Raw genomic sequence first — 20,304 nt, 5'->3', positions numbered from 1 at the left:
ACAATTACCAATTGCTAAATGAAAGATACCATTCAAAAAATACCACTTAAAGGGTATTTTTTGTAACTCAAACGGTCTGTATATTTGTATCGGTTTTTCATAGGATATTGGATTTTAAAACGGGGCAGGATTTCTATCCAGCCCCTTGTTTTTTTAATTACTTCCTGCAACTCCTATGTTTGTTTAAAATAATCAGTGAGTATTTTAGTTTTTGCTTTCCCGATAATCTTTTCAAGTTCGTCTACAGTTGCCAGTTTTATATTTTTTACAGAACGGAATTCTTTTAAAAGCAGATCTATGGTTGCATCACCAATACCCTTCACCTGTTCCAGTTCATTTTTAAAAGTGCCCTTGCTTCTCAGGTTGCGGTGAAAAGTAATACCATGATTATGTACTTCATCCCTGATGCGCCTGATTAGCTTAAGGCTTTCACTGTCCCAGGGAAGTTTTATAGATTGTGTATCTCCCGGAAAAAAGATCTCTTCTTCATTTTTTGCAAGGCCAATTACAGTTAAGGAGTCAAGACGGTTTTGAACCGTCAGACTTCCTGCAGAGGAGGGATGGTTGGGGGCTGACGGCTTGGAGCCGTCTTGACCCCTAAGTGTTGCAATGCTTTGCATAGCTGCGCTTAGCTGGCCCTTACCACCATCTATGATAACCAGCTGAGGTAAAGATTTACCTTCGTCTATAAGGCGTTTATAGCGGCGGTACACCACTTCTGCCATAGAAGCAAAATCATTGATGCCGGTTACTGTTTTTACTTTATACCTTCTGTATTCAGCTTTAGCAGGCTGCCCGTTTAAAAAGCATACCATTGCCGATACAGGGTAACTGCCCTGGAAATTGGAGTTATCAAAGCATTCTATATGTACCGGTATGTCAGGTAATTGAAGGTCTTTCTGCAATTGTACCAATACTTCCAGTTTTTCGTCTGCTGTTTTTTCTTCCAGGTTCAGCATTTTCTTTTTTCTCAGATCTTCCTTAAAATAATTTACGTTCTTCTCCGAAAGATCTAACAGCTTTTTCTTGTCGCCACCTTTTGGAACGGTGATGATAATATCAGTTTCGGGATAATCAATTTCAAAAGGAACAATAAGTTCTGTAGCATCGCTGCCAAAAGTGGAACGTAACTGGGCGATACCAAATGCCAATACTTCTGCTGCAGTTTCTTCCAGCTTTTTTTCCAGGATGATTGTTTTGGTTTGCACAATTGCACCATTGCTTACCGCCAGGTAATTGATATAGGCAATATTTCCATCTTCAAGAATAGAGAAGGCATCCACCTTTCCAATGCTGGTATTAACAACTGTAGATTTTGATTGGTAACTCAGCAGGTGTTCTATTTTTTTCTGGTAGATCTGTGCTTTTTCAAATTCCATCCTTTCTGCATGATCTTTCATCTCTTTTTTAAAATGCTGTACTACTGAAGAAAGATTACCTTTTAAAAGATTAGCCAGCTGATTCAATTCTTCATTATAATCTTCTTCAGTTTGCAATCCTTCGCAAGGCCCTTTGCAATTGCCGAGATGATATTCTAAACACACTTTAAATTTCCCTTTTTTAATATTGCTGTCGGTTAAATTTAATTTGCAGGTACGCAACAGGATATTTTGTTTTATAAAATCTAACAGCTCTTTTACTTTAACAACAGAAGTATAGGGCCCAAAATATTTAGATCCGTCATTGATTCTTCTTCTTGTAAAAAATACCCTGGGGAAAGGTTCTTTTTTTATTACGATAAAGGGATAACTTTTGTCATCCTTAAGGTTAATATTAAATTTAGGCTGAAACTCTTTGATGAGTGTATTCTCTAATAAAAAAGCATCCTGCTCACTATTTACAATGGTAAATTCAATGTGATGGATACGCTGTACCAGTTCGTGTGTTTTATAACTGGTAAAAGTTTTAGAGAAATAAGAACTTACTCTTTTACGCAGGTGCTTGGCTTTGCCAACATATAGTAATTCATTTGCAGCATCATAATATTTGTATATGCCGGGCTGCGTTGGTATTGTGGAAGCTATTTCAGCAAATTCTTGTTGTGTCATGATTAATAATCCCAGGAAATTTTTTCTTCTTTTTCTACCGTAGATGATCCGTCCGGCTTATGACTAAGAGTAACTATTTTACACCACAGGTTGCTTTGCCAGGTTAGCTGCAGGGTTTTGGTACTGCCATATTCCTTTATCATGTACACTCTTTTTACTTCGCTGGTTTCGGGATCAATGTATACATCCCAGTGTTTAAGATGAATAGAGTCGGGCAATTTAGCTTTGGGATCGTAGGTAAAAGTAAATGCATCTACTGTTTGGTCAAGAAATTTTGTTTCTGTAAAAAACGGCACCATATTTAAAGAATCAATTTCAGGATGCAAAAACTCTGTCAATAATGAATCTAACTGCTCCAGTTTTACAAACACAGAATCCGTAGTATGATTTACAGTAGTGTATTTTAACGGCGCTAAACCCTTTTGGTTAATATTATAGATCTGCCCTTTTAAAAAAGAGGTGACAGGGAAAAAATCCGGTTTTTCAACGGTAGTATCCGCAGCATTACTTTGCGGCTTTGGTTCAGGTACCGGATGGTTGTTACAAGCGTTTAAAAATATAATTACTGCAGCAAATAAATAAAGTCTCATGTTTCAAAATTAAACGTAATCTATCGTAAAACAAAGAATGGGTGTTCCAAAAGTATTGCTAAGATTGAAAGGCATTAAAACAAAAATGCAACAACCTTGGTTGTTGCATTTTTACTGAACTATATTTTTAAAAATTCTTTAGGATGCCAATTTTAAGGCCTACGTTATAAAGATTTTCTTTAACAGTGTATTTGTTATAATAAGTAGATAACAACTGGTAGCGGAATTGAGGGCCGGCCTGGAATGTAAAGCCATCCATTTTATAATTGATGTAAGTCTCAAATCCGGAGTTTAAATTCCATTTCCGGATCAGGGAAGGGTCAGCTACATAATTCTTCCTGTCTGCTGAAATTAAAAATGCCTTACCACCAATAACAAATGATGGTTGTATAGTGGCACCGGCATACCATTCCAGTTTACTATTACCGGCAAGTTTTAGAGCAAAGCCAATGGGTATAGAAACCTGGTATGTTTGATTATGAGTTTTGGCATGTTGTGCCCCCGGAAGATTGGATAATGTGCTGACTGCAGGATGCATATATGGATATCCCGAATTAGGATCCAGTAACAGTAAGGTGGTGAGAACCGGGTGATTGGTTTCATTTGCATTGATACCATAGCTGGTATAATTAGCTTGTAAACCGGCTTTAACACGTATATTTTTAGCCAAAGAATAATTGATACTCACCCCTGCTTCAAAACCTGCTCCCGGGTTTTGATTTACTGAGCTACTGGCATCAGCAACTGTAGTAGCTGCGAAAGATGGCGTAGCTGCAGGGATATTATATTTAGGGTCGTTGGTTATGGTACGATAAACAACACCTGGTGTAAAATAAAATTCAAATGCAGTACGATCCTGCCATTTCTTGCGCCTTGATTTATTGTGAAATGCGTAATCTTCCATCCAGGCCTTATCCTCTGTTAAAGTAGTTTTTTTAGCTACATCAGATTTTGATTTTAGCGTATTATCTTCTTTAATTTCTTTTTTATCAGTACTGTTTTTTTCGTTACTATTATTTTCATTTGCTGCAATAACAGTTTTGCTGGAATTATTATTAATAAAAGTATTTACAGGGTTAACAGTTTCGTCATTACTTTCAGCATGGTTTATTTTTTCATCAGTTTGTAAAGGATCAGCAAAGGCAGTAACTTCTGTTGCAGCCATTTTTGCGGCACTACTATTTATGCCGCTGATTGTAGCACTTACAGTTGCTTTGGTTCCGTTTTGTTGTAAGGATGAAATACCCGTTTTTGAATTTGTATTTGCTATGGCATTGGGTGTTACCGCATTCAATTGCTGATCATTATTACCTGTAGCAGCAATACCAGCAGTTGCTTTTTGAATTTTGATAGCGTTGCCAGCTTTTACATCAGCATTATTTTTTCCCTGTAAAGCAACATCATTATTATCTGCTGCTATTGTTGAAAGAGGGTTATTACTATGCACTTTAAATGTGCTGCCGTGTTTAATGGTTATGCTATTGGATGCAAGCCCGCTATTCACAGCAGGGGTAACTGCACTATTATTTTCCGGGGCATTTTTTGCAGCGGTATTGTTAGCAGAACTGACCTCAGTATTTACAACTGTATTCAACTGCGAAACAGTGTTTGCATTATTTTTTGTATTGCCTGTAAAAGCTGTAATGTTATTTTTTGGGGAAGAAGTTGAAGCAAGCGTTTTTGAAGCAGAATTATTATTCCAGTAACCAGTTAAGAGCAAAGCAATAATTAAGATCATACTTACAGCCACAGAAGGCCATTTTCGACCCGGGTGCAAATCGTTGTAAATGCTGTGCCAAACCCGTTTAGAAGGATACATCCTGAATTCATCCGACTTCTCCTTTAACAGTTGCTCAAAATTGTCCGTGTAAAATTTTCTTTCCATCTTTCACAAAAAGCTATTAGTTATTGGTAACTCACAAAATAATTTTTCAAATTGTAATTTACCCTTGTCCACCAGCTACAAAAAGCCTGGTTCTTTCTTTTGGTTTTTGAATAATCTTTTTCTTTATTAATATTTCTTCAAGCATAGCTTTTGCCCTGGTGTACTGACTACGGCTTGTACTTTCTTCAATATCCAGCATGCCTGCAATCTCTTTATGCGGAAATCCTTCAATAGCATAAAGGTTAAGCACAGTGCGGTATCCCAAAGGCAACATTCTTATACACTCCACCACCTGCTTTGCCTGCATAATAGAAGGTATCATCTCTTCATTAATGTGCACACTGTGTGCATGTATGATATCTAAACTGTCAGAGAACTTTTTGTTCTTTTTAAGATTGTTGATACAGGTATGAACGATAATCCTTCTTATCCATCCTTCCAACGCTCCTTCATTCCTGTATTGGTGCATTTGAGTAAATACTTTGATAAACCCTTCCTGTAGCATATCCTCAGCATCTTCCCGGTTTTTGGCAAAGCGGTAACACACACCAAGCATACGTGGGCTAAAACGATTATACAATGCCTCCTGTGCTGAGGCATTATTTTTAAGACATCCGGCTAGCATTAGCTCTTCCGTCATATTTGTTTGTGCTTTGGTTTACCCTATAAATTTAAGACAAATTATTGTAAACTATTGCTGCTTTTATTATTAAAAGACTTAAACTTTAATACGCTTTGCCTTTGAGGATGAGAACGGGATTTGCAGCGGACTGCCTTGTGGCGGTTGGCTAAACCATCAGTAAGAGAGGTGAAACGAAGGTGTTAATGATGTGGTTATCAGGCGTAAATAACTAAGGGTGTGTTAGTTATAGGGTTTTCAATAATTGTGGTATCTACCCCAAACACTACTTTTATAAGCGCCTGGTTTAAGATCTCTTTTGGCCGGCCATGGGCAATTAGTTTTCCTTGTTTTAAGAAAAAGAGTTTGTCACCGTATTGGGTAGCCAGGTTAATGTCGTGCATTACGGCTACCAGTACGGTATCTTTTTTTGCAAATTCCCCGGCTATTTGCAAAAATTCCTGCTGGTAATTAATATCCAGGCTGGCAAGGGGTTCATCTAAAAAAAGGTATCGGATACCTTCTTCCGGTTGCTCCCATACCTGGGCAAGTACACGTGCAAACTGTACTCTTTGTTTTTCGCCACCACTCAGCGTTAAATAATTTCTTTCTTTAAAGGAAGATAAATTCATCCGCTCTATCACTTCATCGCAAATAGCAAGGTCTTTTTTATTGGGAGAAAAATGGAAGTGCGGATAACGGCCCATCATCACTACTTCGTCTACCATTAACGGGAAGCTGAGTTCGGGTTGCTGACTCATTACCGCCCTGTACCTGGCAAGTGTTTCTTTTTTTTGGGTAGCGATATTTTTATTGTTGTATGAAACGGAACCTTTGTAACCATTTATCTCGCCACTGAATATTTTTAGAAAAGTAGATTTGCCTGAACCATTTGGTCCTAATATCATATTAAATTCACCGGGATTAAACTCGGCAGAAATATCATTTAAGATTGATTTTTTGCCAATGCTATAGTATATGTTTTTTGCTTTAAGCATTGTACCCTCCTTTTTGCTGCAGCAAATTAAATTTCTTTAGTAAGATGATAAAGACAGGTGCGCCAACTAATGAAGTGATGATGCCTATGGGAACTTCGGCTGGCGCTAATATCAATCTTCCGAACATATCCGCCAACGTTAGTAGTATGGCGCCAAGTAACATAGAGGCAGGGAGTAACCTTTTATTATCACTGCCGATAAGTAAACGCAATACATGTGGTACTATAAGTCCCACAAAGGTGATAACACCTACAAAGGCTGTTGCCACGGCTACCATGGCTGTATTCAGCAGCATGATCCTTCTTTTCAGTTTATCGGGATCAACCCCCAGGTAAATCGCTTCTTCTTCCCCCAACAATAAAGCGTTCAATTGTTTGGAATAACGTAGTGAAACTATAAAAATAATGGTAGCCACAGTGCCTACAATAAATACCTGTTGCCAGGTAGAACCGGAAAAATTTCCCAGGTTCCAGAATGTGATACTTCTTGCCTGCGCATCCCTTGCGATATAGCTCATAAAACCCATACCACTTAAGCAAACCGCATTGATGGCGATACCGACAAGCAATAGTGACATGATAGAAACCCGTTTTGCATTTTTTGCAAGCGAATACACTGCATAAGTGGCGAGCAATGCACCGAAAAAAGCAACTATGGGCATCAGTAATGGTCCTGCCAGTGATTTTATTGCCGGACTGAATTGCGGCGCCATTACAAATACAATGGATGCGCCCAAAGCGGCACCAGAACTGGTGCCTACCAATCCCGGCTCAACAATGGGGTTGCGGAATAAACCCTGCATCAATACACCACTAACGGATAAAATAGCGCCTGTAATAGCACACAATAAAACCCTGGGTAAACGCAATTGCAGAAAAACGCCTTCGTAAATATTGGCTGGCCCCTTGCCCTGTAAAAAATGTTGGAGGGCTGAGAACATATGGGCAGGTAGTATTGCAACTGCGCCAAATGCAATGGCGCAGAGCAATACTATAACCAATAAGACAATCAAAAACGGGAAGAAAAATTTATTTTGCCGGAACACTAGCGGGTGTATGTAGTAAGCTGATCAATTTAATAACATTATCTCCTGTGCGGGGGCCAAAATAAATCAGGTCATGTTCTTCGAAACGAACAATGCGTTTATTTTTTCCTGCATTGGTTAAAGCAACACCCGGAACGGTGGAAATAAATTTATCCATGCTGCCCATTCTGTCGTAACCAAAATCGGTGGCAACAATAATATCGGGGTTTGCTAAAGCAACAGCTTCAGGGCTCATTTCCCTTGCGCCTTTACCATCGTATGTGGCAGGGGTACAGCCAGCCAGGCGTAACATTTTATCTCCCACACCATTTCTTCCACTCATTACAAAATAGTTATTATTGCGCAGGCCAAAATGAATGATCATTACTTTAACAGAATCTTTAATGCCCAATGCTTTTAAAGTATCGGCAGCTTTGGCTACCCCCGCATCAAACACTTTAATCAGTGAATCAGCTTTTGTTTCCACGCCAAAAAACTTGCCTAATTCTGTCAATAATAATTTAGCACTGTCGATAGTATTAGCACCGCCAAAGGCTTTAATGTTTAAGCCTGCTTTGGTTATTTGCGGCAATACATTTTCGGGACCAATGTCATTACTGTGAATTACAAGGTCGGGATTCATAGCAATAATTGGTTCAGGTGCCAATGCCCTGTGATAACCCACAGTCTTCAATAATTTTGCGCTATCAGGATAAGTACTGCTTAAATCAACTGCAACAATGTTGTGGCCTTTGCCTAATGCAAAAACATACTCCGTTAATTGTTTGGATAAACAAACAATACGCATATCTTTTTTGCCATCAATTTCTTTATTGCCAAACCTGCCGCAGGACAATATTGCAATAGATAAAATAAGAAATGGAATAATTTTTTTCATATAAGAATTTTAATAAAGAGGCAGTTGTATCAACTGCCTCTTTATACATTTTAGAAATTATATTTTACATTAACGCCGCCATAAGAATTTGCTTTAACCGGCCCTACCATAAATGCATCTGGTATCTGATTTACAAAAACCATGATAGGGTATTTGGTACCGGTAATATTGTTTACACCAAAATACAGGTCCATATCAAAGTGTTTTGAAAGGCTTTTCTGATAGCCCAATTTAGCATTAAGCAAACTATAGCTTGAGGCATTGAACAACGGTGTACTTACGGTGCCATCTGCAGTGCCTAATGACGTAACAGGCATTTTATCTTTATAAAAATAACTCATGTTGAAATAAACACCAGGTTGCGTTGCAATATCAAATCCTAAATTTGCAATTATTTTAGGAACGCCAGCCACAGCATGGCCGCTGTAATCAACTACAGTTTTGTTAGCCGGTGTGGTACCGGTTTCAAAAGTATAGTTCTTGTATTTGAAATCAGAATAAGTAATATTGGCAAAAGGTGTAATGGTTTTAAAGAAACCTTTTGACGATTCATAAACAGTGTATTTTATCAAAGCTTCAATGCCTTTATTATCCTGCTTACCACCATTTACCACATAGCTGTAAAGTGTAGCTGTATTAGCTGGATTAGGTACAGCAACAGTGGTCATTTTTTTAGAGAATACAGCATTAAATAATGCTACCTGGTAAGTGAGTTTATTTTTTAGTATGTTACCTTTTGTGCCAATTTCAAACTGGTCACCAACTTCAGGTTCCAGGTGACTGTTTATTATTCCTGAATTAGGCCCCAAAGCAGCAGTATAAGGAATAAAGAAATAAGAACTTACCGGAGCTTTATAACCTCTGCTATAAGATACATACGCAGAGAATTGTTTGTTGAATACTTTATTCAGAGCAATGTGTGGAGATACCAGGCCTTTGTAAGTGGTATCATAATGTGTAGGTTTGTTGGCCACATAAAACCTGTCATCAAGTTTGATTACCATATTGCTTAAACCTAATCCTGCAGTTACTGAAAAATCTTTAGGTAAAGCCAATGTCCATTCTGTAAATAAGGAAGTGGTGGATTCTGCAGCATACAGGTCAGATGTAATTCCATTGGAACCGGCAGCAGTGCTGCCAATGATAAAATAGGGATCGCCTAACTTCCATACATGAGCAGTTCCCTGCGGATCAATCATACCATAACCAATAGTAGTTGCATTCTGGCGTTGTGTTTCTACACCGGTAATACCACTCAAAGTAATATTATTTTTTAAAGAGAATTTCGTATCAAAGGTTGAACGTACACCAAAATTAGTAGCCGCTTTATCTGTCCACCCACCGGCGGAACTTACGTTGCTGTTAAAGGCGGTAGCAAAAATAGTGGTGGTATTTGCTAAATGGCTATTAAAAGTATAAGTGTGGCCTAAACCTGCTCTTACAGTGTATACGTTACTGTGGCCATTTCTTTTAATGTATTCAATATTGCCCGAAAAATCATTGGCATCATATTGTGCTACCGTTAATTCACCACTTCTTTCATCATAGCTGTTGCTGTAGCCAAAATAGGTAGTGATAGTTTGTTTGGCATTAGGCTGAAAATCACCCACAAAATTTACAAAGTCTTTATGCGAAGCATTATGAATAGTAAAGCCGTCAGATTTCTGATGGCCATAATTAAGTAATAAAGAAGAACGTTCGCCACTGGTTGCAAAATGTGTGGTATAACGTTGCAAGCCATAATTCCCCACTAATACGTCCTGGCCAACAGAAGTTTTTCCTGTTGCAGGTTTAATAGTTTTAAGATTTACTGCGCCGGCAATTGCCAGGCCATATAAGGTTCCTGCAGGGCCTTTAGTAACTTCCACATTACCAATTGAACCAAAATCAAGATCATCCATGGTTGTGATGCCTTCTGCATCCGTTATAGGAATACCATTTAAATATACTTTATAACCTTGTCCATCAAAATTACTGCTAACGCCTCTTGTACCCCTGCTGCCATTACCATAACCTCTGATGTTGAATTGCTGGCCTGATGATACGCCACGTCTTTGCATGGTTACGCCAGGCACATTACCGTTAATAGCGTCATCTAAAAATAAACCGGTGCTGCGTTTTAATTCTACCGGTGATAATTTAGTAATAGATGCCGGCTGATATAAAATAGATTTGTTTTGAGCAGATGTAGCAGTAACTTCCACTTCGTCTAAAGTACTTGTGCCAGGCATCAGGCTAACTGTAATGTTATCATCACAGTTAGTAATAATAACTTTCCTTGGTTCAAAGCCCACATGCGATACTGTTATGTTGGATGCTTTGCCGCAATCGATAGCAAAACTTCCTTCCTTATCAGAAGTAGTTATGGCCTTGCCTGCAAAGGTTATAGTGGCACCTGCAAGCGGGTTGCCGGTAGCGGCTTCAATCACTTTACCCTTTAATGTTTTTTGTGCAAAAGAACCAATCGAAAAAATAGTAAGTAATAATATAGATAGAAATATACGTTTCATATTGAAATTTAGTTTGGTAAATAAAATAGACAACAGCGCAACTGAATTGAAAAATCAATTGCGGCAAAAGCCAATACTGGCAAAAAAATACTATGCGTATTTGGGTGGATGTGTAATTACAGTGAGATGGTGTTCGGGTATTTTTTCTTTGTAGTAAGGAAAAAAATGACGTTCAAGATGCTTCCAGTTATTCTGGCAAACTAAACTGGCAGGGTTATTATACAATGGTGGAAAAAGAAACTTTACTACTACATTACTCATGGGGGACGAAGCTCCGTTTTTTTGCTGCATAAAATTTTTCAACTGCTCATGCAAATGATCTTCATCTTTATCATATAGCCCCGTAAGGATTATTGTATTGCCTTTTGTAGTATAATATCTTACATCAAATAATTTATCATCAATAACGGCTTCTTTATTTTCCTTCAGCCATTGTATACCGGTAATTTTAACAGTAACGGTTTGAAGGCAGGCGGTCTCAAGCCTTTCTTCCATTTCATGTTCAATCAGTTTTTGTTTAATCCAGAAGCCGGTAAAAAAGAATAAGGGTGCAGCTACTGCAAGCAGCATTACAAAAGCCAGTATCTTTTTTTTGGTAAACATTATCGTAAAGCTAATCAATTATTTTGTTGGAGGTTGTTGTGGCCTCTGTGGTCTTTTTAAACTGTCTTCAGGGTAATGGGCTTTAATGCTATCTCTTACACTAGTTACCCAATTAGCTATGCTTAATTTTTGTTGTTCATTCAATATTGCATCTTTATGTATCAGCGTGTAAGAACTCAGCGGCATTCCCCCTTCTTTAACTTCGCCATTAATTTTTTCCAGTTTATTGTATTGCTTTCCTATCCTGTAAGATGCAAATTCCGAAAAATTTAATTCTCTTTTGCCTTCATTTACATGATCGGCAAGCCACCAGGCAACAGGCTGTATATTGTTGTACCATGGATACCTGGTGTTATTACTGTGGCAATCGTAACATGCTGTTTTAAGAGAAGCCTGTACATCTTGTGGTATAGCATATTTTGTTGTAATATCATTAGCACTAATACCTTCTGCTATATTTTTTGCCGGCCTGAAAAACTGGATCACAATAAATGCCAGTAACAACAGGAGGAATAATCTTTTAAAAAACTTTTTCATGATCGGTATTATTAAAGGTTAAAGCATGTTTTGATTTAGCTCAGTACATTGCCACTCATTTCTTTTGGTATAGGTAAACCCATCATGGTTAAAATGGTAGGAGCAATATCTCCCAATTTACCATTTTTGAGAGTGCCTTTCCAATTGTTGTCTACAATAAAAAACGGCACCAGGTTTAATGTATGTGCTGTATTGGGGGTACCATCTTCATTGATCTCGTAATCGGCATTGCCATGATCGGCTAAAATAAAAACAGCATAGTCCTGTTTTAATGCCGCAGTAACTACTTTTTCCACGCAGGTATCTACTGTTTCCACCGCTTTTATTACTGCATCCCAAACACCTGTATGGCCTACCATATCTGCATTGGCAAAGTTTAAACAAATAAAATCTGTAGGATTGGTTTCAATTTCTTTTACAATTGCATCGGTTACAGCAAAAGCACTCATCTCTGGCTGCAGATCGTAGGTGGCCACTTTAGGAGATTGAACCATAATACGTTTTTCTCCAACAAATTCTTTTTCTCTGCCACCACTAAAAAAGAAACTTACGTGAGGATATTTTTCTGTTTCGGCAATGCGTATCTGTGTTTTATTATTTTGTTCTAAAATTTCTCCCAGTGTATTTTTCAGATCGTCATTCTCAAAAACAACATGTACGTTTTTATAAGTATGATCGTACTGGGTCATGGTAGTATAATGCAGGTCTAGTTTTTTCATACCAAAATCTGGGAAATCAGTTTGCGTGAGTACCTGCGTAATTTCCCGGCAACGATCAGTACGGAAATTGAAACAGATTACCACATCACCATCCTGAATTTTTGTTTGCGGAATGGCTGAATTGATAATCGGTTTAATGAATTCATCGGTGACATTGGCGTCGTAAGATTTTTTTACTGCGGCTAAAACATTATCTGATTTTTCTCCCACTGCATTTACCAATCCATCATAGGCCAGTTTTACTCTTTCCCAGCGTTTATCCCTGTCCATAGCATAATACCTTCCGGTAATAGTTGCAATATGGCCGGTTGATTTATCTAAATGGCTTTGGAGGCCGGTTAAAAATCCAAGCCCGCTTTTAGGGTCGGTATCCCTGCCGTCGGTAAATGCATGGATCAATACATTTTGTAAACCTTTTTCGGCACAAAGTGAGGTTAAGGCTTTTAAATGATTAGTATGAGAATGCACGCCACCATCACTTACCAGGCCCATTAAATGCAAAGGTTTATTATTTTGTTTAGCAAAATCAATGGCTGCCAAAAGAGTAGGATTGGCTGCAAATTCGCCGGTTTTTATCGCCACATTAATACGTTGCAGTTCCTGGTACACTATACGGCCGGCACCCAGGTTCAGGTGGCCTACTTCGCTATTACCCATCTGGCCTTCGGGCAGGCCAACGTCTTCTCCGCAGGTTATTAAGGTGGAATTTGGGTGTTTTGAATAAAGTGAGCTTACAAATGGGGTTTTAGCATGCTGGATGGCATCGCTGCTTTTTACAGTACCAAGGCCCCATCCATCCATGATAATCAGTATAACTTTCTTATTTTCCATACGTAAAACTAAAATATTTGCAGCTAATTACTCGTTATTTATCGTAATTAGCCTCAAATTTTACGTCAACATTTGTGATTTTAACACAGGTTGGCATACTTTTAGTAAAAATGATAGCATCTAAATAACCTGAAATGAAACGATTTTTTACGCTTTTTGTAACTACAGTCCTGCTTTCTTCTTTTACCTTTTTTTTAAGTATTGATGAAGTGGTAAATGCTTTAAGGGCAGGTGACGCGGCACAAATAGCCAAATACTTTGATAATACCGTTGAAATAACAATGCCCGATAAGAGTAATAATTACAGTAAAAACCAGGCAGAAATAATTTTAAAAGACTTTTTCGGCAACAATGGTGTAAAGGGTTTTGAAATTATTCATAAAGGTGAAAATTCGGGTTCGCAATACTGTATTGGAACCTTGGTTACCAGGAATGGCTCCTTTAGAACCACCGTTTTTATGAAGCAAAAAAATGATAAGCAACTGTTACAGGAAATACGATTTGAGATCAAGTAATGTCTGACACCAACAATACAGAAGCCCCGGAAATTTCCGGGGCTTTCTTTTTGTGTTACTGTTCTTCCTTAGCTTTGCCGCTATGGAGTACAACGAACAATTAAACCTGCTGATAAAAAATGCATTGCAGGAAGATATAGGCGATGGGGATCATTCTACATTATCCTCAATTAATGCTGATGCAAGAGGAAAAGCAGTGTTGAAAATTAAGCAGGATGGGATTTTAGCTGGTGTAACTGTGGCAGAAAAAATATTTCGTTACATGCAGCCGGATATTGTTTTTACAGCGTATAAAAAAGACGGTGATGTAATGCAATTTGGCGAAATAGCTTTTGACGTAGAAGCAAAAGTACATACCATTTTACAATGCGAAAGATTGGTGCTGAATAGTATGCAACGGATGAGTGGTATTGCCACTTTAACCAGGCAATATGTTGATAAATTGAAGGGGTATAAAACAAAATTGTTAGACACCCGGAAAACCACACCCAACTTTCGTTTGTTAGAAAAAGAAGCAGTAAAAACCGGTGGTGGCGTAAACCATCGCTTTGGCTTATACGATATGATAATGCTGAAGGATAATCATATTGACTATTGTGGCGGCATTGAAAAAGCAATTAATAAAGCATACGATTATGTGCAGGCAAAAAAGCCAGGTTTAAAAATAGAAGTGGAAACAAGAAGTATTGAAGATGTAAAAAAAGTAATGGCCACAGGAAAAGTGAATCGTATAATGCTGGATAATTTTACGCCAGAATTAATTACCGAAGCATTGAAAATAATTGATGGTAAGTATGAGACGGAAGCCAGTGGCGGTATTAATTTAGATAACATAGAGTTGTATGCTGCTACCGGTGTAGATTATATCAGCAGCGGCGCTGTTATTCACCAGGCAAAAAGTGTAGACCTTAGCTTAAAGGCAAAAATTATTTAAGTTTTATTTGCAATTATATGAGTAAAAAGAAAAGCAGTTTAAATTCCTTTGGAGGATTGGTATACTCTACCGACCCGGGTTTTAAATTGGAAGAAACGGAAAATAATGACCAGGAAACTTTAGCTCCTGCCAAACAAAAATTAAGGATACTGTTAGATAAAAAACAAAGGGCGGGCAAGATGGTTACTTTAATTGAAGGCTTTACCGGCACTCAAACTGATATGGAAGAACTGGGCAAAAAATTAAAATCTTTTTGTGGCACCGGCGGCTCGGTCAAAGATGGCGAAATATTAGTGCAGGGGGATAACAGGAATAAAGTGTTGCAATGGTTGCAAAAGAACGGTTATTCTGCTGCAAAAAAAATATAGCAACTACTTTGTAGTTTTTTAGCCACTACTAACACGAATTTACACAGCTTGCCCCGACTTGGCGGGGAATAATAAAATGCCAATAGTGAAAATTTGTGTCATTAGTGGTTGTTACTAAAGTTTGCGTGGCTAAAAGCAATTCATTATTTTAACAACAAAACCCCGGTTTTATTGCTATTTTTACAGCAAACTCAATACATGGTTTCTCAAATTTCTGAGGGTATAAAAATAAGTGTGGAAACGTACTACCAGCCGGATTACAGTAACCCGGTGAACAATGAGTTTATGTTTGCCTACAAGATCACCATTGAAAATAACAATGCATTTCCTGTAAAATTATTAAGCCGCCACTGGTATATTTATGATAGTAATGGCAGCCTCAGGGAGGTTGAGGGAGAAGGAGTTGTTGGCGTGCAGCCACAGATCAATCCAGGCCAGTTATACCAATATATCAGCGGGTGCAACCTGCGTACAGAAATAGGCAAAATGCATGGTACTTATCTTATGGAGAATATCACTAATAAAAAAACCTTTACGGTATCAATTCCTTCTTTTCAAATGAGTACACCTTTTAAGCTAAACTAAAGCTTATTTATATCAATTTTAAGTGTACCTTAGAGCGTCTCATATAGGTAACATCAATACCTAATAAAATTTATCAAAAGTCTTTTTAAAAAACCAGTTACGGAAAACCTTTCACTTCAATAGTTTGCTATGGCAAAAATTACCTTTTCAAATCGGAACAACGAGTTTTATCAGAGCCTTAAAACAGCAGTGGACGAATATTTTGAAAAAAATAACTTTAAGAAAACAGGCGATTGGAGATTGTATAGTAAAAGCATTGTTTTAATTGGAGCAGCTGTTACCGGCTATTGTTTTTTGATGTTGCCTGGTTTACATTTAACTGCATTGCCTGCATTATTAATTTGCGCTGCACTGGGATATATTTTTGCCTGTATTGGTTTTAGTGTGATGCATGATGCTAATCATGGCAGTTATTCCACCAGGCCATGGTTGAACGATATGATGGGCCTGAGCGCAAATGCATTAGGTGCCAGTTCTTTTTTCTGGAAACAAAAGCACAATATTCTTCATCATACATATACCAATGTAGATGGAATTGATGATGATATTGCCAAGAGCCCGATCATCCGCCAATGCGAAACACAAAAGTGGGTGCCGGCACATAAAATCCAGCATTTATATTTATTACCTATCTATGCTTTGTCGTCTATCTTCTGGATATTTTTTATGGATTTTACAAAATATTTTACTGGTAAAATCTATACTACAGAGGCATGGAAAATGTCGGCAAAAAACAAAACTATTTTCTGGTTAACCAAAGCAGGGTATTTAACTTTTTATATAGTGCTGCCGATTATTAAATGGGGTTTTTTACCATGGTTAGGAGGTTTTTTATTGTTGCATGCTGTGATGGGTTTAACGCTGTCTGTTGTTTTTCAATTAGCGCATGTTGTTGAAAATACTGAATTTGAACATGTAGGTTTAGAGGAAACAAAACATGTGGAATCTGCATGGGCAGTGCATGAATTAAAAACCACTTCTAATTTTGCAATGGGTAGCAAAGTAATTTCCTGGTTTGTGGGTGGATTGAATTTCCAGATAGAGCACCATCTTTTCCCCAAAGTAAGCCATGTACATTATCCTGCTATCAGCAAAATAGTGCAACAAAAATGTGCCGAATACAATTTACCCTATAATCACTATACTACTATGTTAGAAGCTGTGGCTTCTCATTTCAGAGTAATGAAACATTTAGGTAAAAAGCCTGCGGAAATGCAGCAGCAGATTGCGGCGTAGGGGTAAAAAGTAAATAAGTAGAAAGAGTAAATAGAGTAGAAAAGGTAAATAAGTAAGAAATAATTATCAGCGTTTACATAATAAATAAGTATGCCGATGTGAAAACATCGGCATACTTATTTACGGCATATACTTTATTTACGGCATATACTTTATTTACTTCATCTACGGTTTATACTTCGCTTCCTGGAAAATGGTATCATCATCAGTGGCCATTAGTTTTTGCAAGCTCGTCTCCGGATATTTTTTCATGTATTTTTTTACGATCTGCCAGCCGGCAAAAGAACCGATATTGCCTGGTGATGCGTCACCCAGCTCCTGTGTTTTAGGCGATTCGCCAATGTAGTTTTTAATCAGGTTATCATCAATAGTTTGCAGTAAACCATTTTGTACAAACAGGTCCCAGATATTTTCTTCATGCTGGTAACAATCTTTTAATTGTACAGCAGTATAACCGATCAGTTTATCCTCATCCATGTAAGGCAATAGTTTGCTTAATACATACAATCGTTTTCCTTTTTCTACCATTTGTTGTACTAAAGTTTTGTCTTCCAGTTTTTCGGGAAACATGTCATCTACAATATTTTTTAAACAATTAGTTGCAATGGTGGTTGGTTCAAAACGATTACTAATGTATGTGGGGTATAACTGCTGTCCTTGTTCAGATTTATAAAAAGAAAAATCTTTTCCCAGGTGCAATTGTAGTCCGGCACCAATAAATCCGCTGTTTAGTATATCGCCTTGCAAACCAAAAGATGTTTTAAAAGATGCATCCATTGGTGCGATGAAAGTGATAATTTCTGAGGGTAATTTGTAAGAAGGGAAATAATGTTTTACAAATTGTAATCCTTTTATAATCTCTTTTTCGGTGCCGGAAAAATTGGCAAATAAAAGTTTTGAACTATCATAAACAGGCAGGTAAGAAGTATAGAAGGACTTTATGGCTTTATTAGCTTCGCCGGTTTTGATCATTTCTCCATCCACTCCTACAAGCTTCTCCAGGAAGTCGCTAAAAAAAACAGGGTACTTATTTTGTAATTGCGTTAATCCAGCATCAATATTGTTGGTATCAAGGGAGAAGAAATCTTTTTCAAAGCGTTTGGTTGTCACCTCCACTTTTACATCAGATACATCAGGGATCTTTTCGCCGCTGTTGCAGGAAAAGACTACACTGCTTAGAATAAGTAAACCAAATAATAACCGCATTGTTGAATAATTTAACTTTGCAAAGAAAAAGATTAATTTCTAAACATAAAGATAAATAGGAGGAACAGGCGTTATGAAGATTTTTTTAGCACAGCAAAACTATCACATCGGCAATTTTGAAAGCAATACACAAAAAATAATTTGTGCTATTGAAGAAGCCAAAAAGCAAGGCGGTGACCTGATCCTTTTCAGCGAACTGAGTGTATGTGGCTATGCGCCAAAAGATTTTTTAGAGTTTGATGATTTTATCGGCAAATGTTATGCGGCTATTGACGAGATAAAACAATATGCAGATACCATTGGTGTATTGATAGGGGCGCCAGACAGAAACCCGGTAAGAGAAGGAAAGGACTTGTTTAACGCTGCTTATTTTCTGTATGAAAAGGAAGTGAAAGGCATAGCACATAAAACCTGTTTACCCAATTATGATGTGTTTGATGAGTACCGTTATTTTGAGCCGGCTTACGACTGGAAAGTGATGGAATTTAAAGGGAAGAAATTAGCCATTACTATTTGTGAAGATATCTGGAACCTGGGCGATAACCCCATGTACCGCATTTGCCCGATGGATGAACTGATGAAACAGCAGCCTGATGTAATGCTGAATTTATCTGCATCGCCATTTGATTATACACACGATGAAGATAGAAAAGCAACTATAAAAGCCAATGTTACAAAATACAAACTGCCTTTGTTTTATTGCAATGCGGTAGGTAGCCAGACTGAGATAATATTTGATGGCACATCTTATGTGTTTGATAAGGATGCTAATTTGTGCGGCAAGCTGCCTTCGTTTCAATCATCCTTACAATCTTTTATTTTAAATGATGATGGCACTATTGATGCACCAATTATTGAACCTGCCAGCCGTGTGCCGGATAAAGAATTAAACCCTATTGCACTGGAAGAAAATTTAAATATTGAACAGGTATATGATGCTATTGTAATGGGCATAAGAGATTATTTTACCAAGATGGGTTTTACCAAAGCAATCCTGGGCAGCAGTGGTGGTATAGACAGCGCAGTGACATTAGCGCTGGCATGTGAAGCATTGGGTGCGGATAATGTAAGAGCTGTTTTAATGCCATCAGAATATTCTACAGGGCACAGTGTGAGTGATGCGGAAGCATTGAGTAAAAATCTGAACAACCCTTACGATATTGTACCGATAAAAAATATTTACGATAGTTTTTTACAGGAACTGAAACCCATTTTTAAAGACCTGCCTTTCAGCATTGCCGAAGAAAATATACAAAGCCGAAGCAGGGGAAATTTACTAATGGCCATTGCCAATAAGTTTGGTTACATTTTATTGAATACGTCTAATAAAAGCGAACTGGCAACAGGTTATGGTACTTTGTACGGCGATATGGCCGGCGGCCTTGGTGTATTGGGAGATTGTTATAAAATGCAGGTGTATGCTTTGGCAAAATATATCAATCGCAATGCAGAAATTATTCCGGAAAATATTATTACAAAAGCGCCTAGTGCAGAATTAAGGCCCGGGCAAAAAGATTCGGACTCTTTACCAGACTACAGCATTCTGGATAAATTATTATTTCAATACATTGAAAGAAGGCAGGGGCCTAAAGAAATAAAAGCACAGGGATTTGATGCCGCCTTGGTAGACAGGGTTTTGAAAATGGTAAACATCAATGAATATAAACGCAACCAGTTTTGTCCTATAATACGTATTTCACCAAAGGCATTTGGGGTGGGCAGGCGGGTGCCGATTGTGGGGAAGTATCTGAGTTAGCGGATTTGCTTTTTGGGGATGAAGTTTTTTCGAATAAAATTATATACGAAAATTGTTTTGGTTCATCAATGGTCTTACCGTTGAAAAAACAAGGTTTCCACCTGGTACGTTTTAATATTCTGATTATTTCATTGTCACAATCATAACCTACAAATTCCGTTGTTTTAAATTGGCAGGGTCTACCTTTTTTGTTGACAATAAATGTTACAACACCACTTTTAGAGAAAGAACTATCTGGCACAACATAAGGCTGAATAAATTGATTATTTACAAAACGATGTAAAGCTTCATATCCCCCAGGAAAAGTTGCTAACACAGGAAAAGCGCAACTGATTGCTATTTCTTCGTCATTTTGCGAATGTGCGGTTGAGCAGATGAATAGGGCGATAATGATCGTGAAATATCTCATAATGATTTGAGATGCAGGTAAAAAATAATTCCA

General features: G+C 37.7%; 18 protein-coding genes. 6 read left to right on the top strand and 12 right to left on the bottom strand.

What is annotated here, in order from left to right; genetic code table 11:
• Positions 1-173: 173 nt before the first annotated feature.
• The 11 genes from uvrC to gpmI all read right to left on the bottom strand — a co-directional run bounded on the left by uvrC (position 174) and on the right by gpmI (position 13,262).
• Complete coding sequence (gene uvrC, locus ACQ334_RS08200; protein ID WP_430987704.1) at positions 174-2,048, bottom strand: excinuclease ABC subunit UvrC; 1,875 nt, start codon at positions 2,046-2,048, stop codon at positions 174-176.
• 2 nt (positions 2,049-2,050) lie between these two features.
• Complete coding sequence (locus ACQ334_RS08195; protein WP_430987703.1) at positions 2,051-2,638, bottom strand: hypothetical protein; 588 nt, start codon at positions 2,636-2,638, stop codon at positions 2,051-2,053.
• Positions 2,639-2,765: 127 nt separating this feature from the next.
• Positions 2,766-4,523 carry an outer membrane beta-barrel protein gene (locus ACQ334_RS08190; protein ID WP_430987702.1) on the bottom strand — a complete coding sequence of 586 codons (1,758 nt, stop codon included), beginning with the start codon at positions 4,521-4,523 and terminating at the stop codon, positions 2,766-2,768.
• Between the two features lie 58 nt (positions 4,524-4,581).
• Positions 4,582-5,163, bottom strand: coding sequence for an RNA polymerase sigma factor (locus ACQ334_RS08185; protein ID WP_430987701.1), 582 nt, complete (start codon positions 5,161-5,163; stop codon positions 4,582-4,584).
• A gap of 197 nt (positions 5,164-5,360) precedes the next feature.
• Positions 5,361-6,140, bottom strand: a complete 780-nt coding sequence (locus ACQ334_RS08180; protein ID WP_430987700.1) for a heme ABC transporter ATP-binding protein — start codon at positions 6,138-6,140, stop codon at positions 5,361-5,363.
• Positions 6,133-7,185 carry a FecCD family ABC transporter permease gene (locus tag ACQ334_RS08175; RefSeq protein WP_430987699.1) on the bottom strand — a complete coding sequence of 351 codons (1,053 nt, stop codon included), beginning with the start codon at positions 7,183-7,185 and terminating at the stop codon, positions 6,133-6,135. The genes ACQ334_RS08180 and ACQ334_RS08175 overlap by 8 nt, the downstream gene beginning before the upstream one ends.
• Positions 7,169-8,062, bottom strand: a complete 894-nt coding sequence (locus tag ACQ334_RS08170; protein WP_430987698.1) for a heme/hemin ABC transporter substrate-binding protein — start codon at positions 8,060-8,062, stop codon at positions 7,169-7,171. The genes ACQ334_RS08175 and ACQ334_RS08170 overlap by 17 nt, the downstream gene beginning before the upstream one ends.
• Before the next feature lie 50 nt (positions 8,063-8,112).
• The gene (locus ACQ334_RS08165; RefSeq protein WP_430987697.1) at positions 8,113-10,572 is read right to left on the bottom strand and encodes a TonB-dependent receptor; all 2,460 of its coding nucleotides are present in this window, start codon (positions 10,570-10,572) and stop codon (positions 8,113-8,115) included.
• Between the two features lie 90 nt (positions 10,573-10,662).
• Entirely contained in the window at positions 10,663-11,175 is a 513-nt protein-coding gene (locus tag ACQ334_RS08160; protein ID WP_430987696.1) for a hypothetical protein, read from the bottom strand.
• A gap of 18 nt (positions 11,176-11,193) precedes the next feature.
• Positions 11,194-11,712 carry a heme-binding domain-containing protein gene (locus ACQ334_RS08155; protein WP_430987695.1) on the bottom strand — a complete coding sequence of 173 codons (519 nt, stop codon included), beginning with the start codon at positions 11,710-11,712 and terminating at the stop codon, positions 11,194-11,196.
• A gap of 35 nt (positions 11,713-11,747) precedes the next feature.
• Positions 11,748-13,262 carry a 2,3-bisphosphoglycerate-independent phosphoglycerate mutase gene (gpmI, locus tag ACQ334_RS08150; RefSeq protein ID WP_430987694.1) on the bottom strand — a complete coding sequence of 505 codons (1,515 nt, stop codon included), beginning with the start codon at positions 13,260-13,262 and terminating at the stop codon, positions 11,748-11,750.
• Positions 13,263-13,396: 134 nt separating this feature from the next.
• Here gpmI and ACQ334_RS08145 point away from each other — a divergent pair, with 134 nt between their 5' ends.
• From ACQ334_RS08145 to ACQ334_RS08125, 5 genes are all read left to right on the top strand, one after another.
• A complete protein-coding gene (locus ACQ334_RS08145; protein WP_430987693.1) occupies positions 13,397-13,777 on the top strand; it encodes a DUF4783 domain-containing protein in 381 nt (126 codons plus the stop codon).
• Between the two features lie 82 nt (positions 13,778-13,859).
• Positions 13,860-14,711, top strand: a complete 852-nt coding sequence (gene nadC / locus ACQ334_RS08140; protein ID WP_430987692.1) for a carboxylating nicotinate-nucleotide diphosphorylase — start codon at positions 13,860-13,862, stop codon at positions 14,709-14,711.
• Positions 14,712-14,728: 17 nt separating this feature from the next.
• Positions 14,729-15,079, top strand: a complete 351-nt coding sequence (locus ACQ334_RS08135) for a translation initiation factor (RefSeq protein ID WP_430987691.1) — start codon at positions 14,729-14,731, stop codon at positions 15,077-15,079.
• Between the two features lie 198 nt (positions 15,080-15,277).
• Positions 15,278-15,664: a Co2+/Mg2+ efflux protein ApaG gene (gene apaG, locus ACQ334_RS08130; RefSeq protein ID WP_430987690.1), complete on the top strand. Its 387-nt coding sequence runs from the start codon at positions 15,278-15,280 to the stop codon at positions 15,662-15,664.
• Positions 15,665-15,793: 129 nt separating this feature from the next.
• Positions 15,794-16,900: a fatty acid desaturase family protein gene (locus ACQ334_RS08125; protein ID WP_430987689.1), complete on the top strand. Its 1,107-nt coding sequence runs from the start codon at positions 15,794-15,796 to the stop codon at positions 16,898-16,900.
• A gap of 165 nt (positions 16,901-17,065) precedes the next feature.
• On the opposite strand, the gene ACQ334_RS08120 is transcribed toward ACQ334_RS08125, so the two are convergent.
• Positions 17,066-18,106, bottom strand: a complete 1,041-nt coding sequence (locus ACQ334_RS08120) for a hypothetical protein (protein ID WP_430987688.1) — start codon at positions 18,104-18,106, stop codon at positions 17,066-17,068.
• A 73-nt stretch (positions 18,107-18,179) separates the two neighbouring features.
• On the opposite strand from ACQ334_RS08120, the gene ACQ334_RS08115 reads away from it, so the two are divergent.
• Positions 18,180-19,862 carry an NAD+ synthase gene (locus ACQ334_RS08115; RefSeq protein WP_430987687.1) on the top strand — a complete coding sequence of 561 codons (1,683 nt, stop codon included), beginning with the start codon at positions 18,180-18,182 and terminating at the stop codon, positions 19,860-19,862.
• Positions 19,863-20,304 lie beyond the last annotated feature (442 nt).

Source organism: Ferruginibacter sp. SUN106 (assembly GCF_050611765.1).
GTDB lineage: Bacteria > Bacteroidota > Bacteroidia > Chitinophagales > Chitinophagaceae > Ferruginibacter.
Note: the sequence above shows the minus strand (reverse complement) of the source record. Positions and strands in the feature narration are given on the sequence as shown.